Annotated in this window: 2 protein-coding genes; both read left to right on the top strand. The window is 67.3% G+C overall.

All coding sequences use genetic code 11. From position 1 onward, the window contains the following. Window positions 1-60: 60 nt before the first annotated feature. Entirely contained in the window at window positions 61-3,861 is a 3,801-nt protein-coding gene (locus tag ACH4U7_RS53025; RefSeq protein WP_398534918.1) for an amino acid adenylation domain-containing protein, read from the top strand. Next, window positions 3,858-4,426: condensation domain-containing protein (locus ACH4U7_RS53030; protein ID WP_398534917.1), on the top strand; the 569-nt coding region annotated here is incomplete at its 3' end. The genes ACH4U7_RS53025 and ACH4U7_RS53030, both read left to right, overlap by 4 nt.

A 4,426-nucleotide genomic window follows, 5' to 3' on the forward strand; every position in this document is an offset into this window, starting at 1 on the left:
GACATCACCTTCGGCGCCACCACCGCCGGCCGACCCCCACACATACCCCACATCGAAACCATGGTCGGCCTCTTCATCAACACACTCCCCGTACGCATACAACTCAACAACACCCAAACCCTCGCCCAAACAGCCGCCCAACTCCAAGACCAACAAACCCGCCTCATGCCACACCAACACCTGGGGCTGTCGCAGGTCCAACGCTTGGCAGGGCATGACGAGCTGTTTGACACCGTCGTAATTTTTGAGAATTACCCACTCAACGTCTCAGACGCTCCTGATCCCGACAAGAATGGCTTGACATTCGTCAAAGAACGCGGCCGCAGCGGAACTCACTACCCGCTCAGCCTCATCGTGATGCCCGGGCAAGAACTCGTATTCCGCCTGGAGTATCAGGGCGATCTGTTTGAGCGTGAGTGGGTGGAGGCGCTGGCTGATCGCCTGGTGCGGGTGTTGGAAGCGATGGCCACCGATCTCGATGTACCGGTCGGACAGGTTGATGTGTTGGGTGAGGCCGAGCGGCAGCAGGTGCTGGTCGACTGGAACAACACCGCCCGTCGGATGCCGGATGCGGTGCTGTCGGAGTTGTTCGAGGCGCAGGTGGCGCGTACCCCCGACGCGGTTGCGGTCGTCTTCCAGGGCCAGGAGCTGACGTACGCGGAGCTGAACGCGCGGGCGAATCGGCTGGCGCGGTACCTGATCCGGCTGGGGGTCGAGCCGGGGCATGCGGTGGCGGTGTGGATGGAGCGTTCCGCCGATCTGATAGCCGTCCTGCTGGCGGTGCTGAAGACGGGCGGATACTACGTACCGCTGCACGAGGGCTATCCCGTGGAACGGCTGCGCTCGGTCATGCGCGACTGCCGCGCCGACGTACTCCTCACCGACCGGCCCACACAGGCCGCCGGCTTCGCCGCAGACGCGCGCCTGGTCGAGGTGACCGACGAGATCCTGACCACTGCCGATGCCGACGAAAGCAACCCGGCCCTGAACGGCAGGCATCCGCTGCAGCTGGCCTACGTGATGTACACCTCGGGCTCGACCGGCGAGCCGAAGGGCGTGGCGGTACCGCACCGGGGTGTGGTGGAGCTGGCTTTGGACAGGGCGTGGGCCGGGGACACGGATGGTGTGCATGAGCGGGTGCTGATGCATGCTCCGCATGCCTTCGACGCCTCCGACTACGAGATCTGGGTGCCGCTGCTGTCCGGCGGCCGAATCGTCGTAGCCCCCAACGAGCAGGTCGACACTCAGGCGCTGCGTGAGCTGGTGGCGGGTGGTGGGGTGAGTGCGGTGCATGTGACGGCGGGGCTGTTCCGGGTGATCGCGGAGGAGGATCCCGGGTGTTTCGGCCAGGTCCAGGAGGTGTTGACCGGCGGTGACGTGGTCTCCCCCACGGCCGTCCAACGCGTGCTCCAAGCCTGCCCGCACGTCAGGGTGCGATCGCTGTACGGGCCCACGGAGATCACCCTGTGCGCCACCCAGCACCTCATGACCCCCGCCACACCACCCGGCACCTCGGTCCCCATCGGCCGGCCCATGGACAACACCCGCACCTACGTCCTGGACAACGCCCTGCGCCCCGTACCGGCGGGGGTGGCGGGCGAGCTCTACATCGCCGGGACCGGCCTGGCGCACGGTTACGTCAACCAGCCCGCCACCACAGCCGAGCGCTTCGTCCCGGACCCGTTCGGCCCGCCCGGCACCCGCATGTACCGCACCGGCGACCTCGCCCGCTGGAACACCAACGGCACACTCGAACACCTCGGCCGCACCGACACCCAGGTCAAGGTACGCGGCTTCCGTATCGAGCCCGGCGAAATCGAAGCCGTCCTGACCGCCCATGACACGGTCGCTCAAGCCGCTGTGCTCGTGCGCGAGGACCAGCCGGGGGAGAAACGGCTCGTGGGCTACGTCGTACCCACCGACGCGCAAGCAGGGATCGACACCGCTCAGGCACTGCAGACCGTCAGGAACCGACTCCCCGACTACATGGTGCCCACCGCACTCATCACCCTCGAACGCCTGCCGCTCACCCCCAACGGGAAGCTCGACCGCAACGCCCTCCCCGCCCCCGACCACACCCCATCCACCACCGGACGTGCCCCCCGCACACCACGCGAACAGACCCTGTGCACACTCTTCGCCGACGTCCTCGCCACACCCAACGTCAGCATCGACGACAGCTTCTTCGACCTGGGTGGCGACAGCATTGTGTCGATCCAGCTCGTCGCCCGCGCACGCGCTGCCGGTCTGGTCTTCACACCCCGGGACGTATTCGAGCGTAAGACCGTGGAAGCCCTCGCCCTGGTCGCAACGGACATCGGCGCCACAGCTCCGAGCGGGGACGCCGACCAAGCTCTCGGCACCGTGGTGCCGACGCCGATCATGCACCAACTACGTGAGCGTGGCGGGCCGGTGGAGCGATTCAGCCAGGGCGTACTGCTCCAGGTTCCTGAGCGGCTGGGCCTGGACAATCTGATCGTGGCGGTGCAGGCCGTGCTGGACCACCACGACGCTCTCCGCGCCGGCCTCGTGGAGCGGGAGGGCGACGCCTGGGAGCTCGAGATTCCCGCTGCTGGCGCGGTGCGGGCGGCAGAGTGCGTGCAACGCGTCGACGTTTCCGGTCTGGCCGACGATGCTCTGAGCAAGGTCGTCGCGACGGAGGCAGAGTCCGCCCGGGAGCGGCTTTCGCCCAGGTCGGGGGCGATGGTTCAGGCCGTGTGGTTCGACGCCGGCCCCGAGGCGGCCGGGCGGTTGTTGATCGTCGTGCATCACCTCGTCGTCGACGGGGTGTCCTGGCGAATCCTGCTGCCCGACCTCCAGGCGGCCTGGGAAGCAGCCACCGCGCAGACCACCCCCACACTCCAGCCGGTAGGCACCTCTTTCCGTCAATGGGCCAGCGATCTGACCGCGTATGCCCAGGATCCGGAGCAGGAGCGGGAACTACCCCTGTGGCAGGGCATCCTCCGATCGCCCGAGCCGCAGCTCGGTACCCGACCCCTGGACCCCGCCCGGGACACCCTCGACACCGCGCAACGCTTGACGGTGACCCTGGCCCCGGAGCAGACCGAGCCTCTGCTCACCCAGGTCCCCACCCTGTTCCATGCCGGTGTCAACGATGTCCTGCTGACTGCCCTGACACTGGCCGTGCTTCGTTGGCGGGCCGAGCGCGGCCGACGTGGCGGAGACGGCGGAGATGGCGGAGATGGCGGAGTGCTGGTCGACCTTGAAAGCCACGGACGCCATGAGAGCATCACGGCAGCCGAGCTTTCGCGGACGGTGGGCTGGTTCACCTCTCAATACCCGGTCAGGCTGGACCCAGGAAGCTTCGATGAAGCTCAGGCATGGGGTGGCGGGGACGACCTGGGGCGTGTCCTCAAGCGCGTCAAGGAACAGCTCCGCGCCATTCCGCAGGACGGGATGGGCTACGGACTCCTGCGTTATCTCAACCCCGCCACCAGCCCCGGCCTCGCCGGCCTCCCCGCCCCGCAGATCGGGTTCAACTACCTCGGCCGCCTCCCCATCGGGCAGGCCGCCCATTGGGCACCGGCTGCCGAGTCCACCGCGGCAGGTTCCGGCGCCGACCCCCGTATGGCTCTGTCTCACACCCTGGCCATCGGCTCACTCACCCAGGACACCCCGCAGGGCCCGACCCTCACCACCACCTTCACCTGGCCGGACGCCGTTCTCACCCGTGGGGAGATCCAGCAGCTCGCCGACGGCTACCACCAGGCGCTGACCGCTCTCACCCGCCACGCCACCCGCCCCGACGCCGGTGGCCGTACCCCCTCGGACCTGCCCCTACTCGGAATCAATCAGGCGGACATCGACCGTCTGGAAAAGGTGTGGAGGAAGAAGAAGTGACTCAGCACGAACTGGAAGACATTCTTCCTCTCGCGCCGTTGCAGGAAGGTCTGCTCTTCCACGCTCTCTACGACACCGATGGCCGGGACGTGTACACGACCCAGTTCTCCTTCCGGGTGGAGGGACCACTGGATGTACCGGTTCTCAAGGCCTCCGTGCAGGCGCTTCTTCGTCGCCATGCGAATCTGCGGGCTGGGTTCCTTCACGAGGGCCTGTCACGCCCGGTGCAGGTCATTCCCCGCGAGGTGGAACTGCCGTGGGAGGAGATCGACTGGACGCATCTCGACCCCGATGCGCATGAGAGCTCTCTCGCGGCCTGGCTGGAGGAGGACCTGGGCCGCCGGTTCCAGCTGGATGAGCCGCCGCTGATCCGGTTCACCCTCATCCACCTCGCCCCACAGTCCTACCGCCTGGTCTTCACCAACCACCACATCCTCCTCGACGGCTGGTCCCTCCCCGTCCTCATGCGCGAACTGTTCACCCTCTACGCCCACCAAGGCCACGAAACCGCAGCCACCCTGCCCCCCACCACCCCCTACCGCGACTACCTCGCCTGGATCACCAC

It is taken from the genome of Streptomyces sp. NPDC020845 (assembly GCF_044334165.1).
Lineage (GTDB): Bacteria > Actinomycetota > Actinomycetes > Streptomycetales > Streptomycetaceae > Streptomyces.

What these genes read in the sequence shown, in the direction of transcription:
- ACH4U7_RS53025 (WP_398534918.1), top strand. Translation starts at nt 61, where the DNA reads ATGGTCGGCCTCTTCATCAACACACTCCCCGTACGCATACAACTCAAC.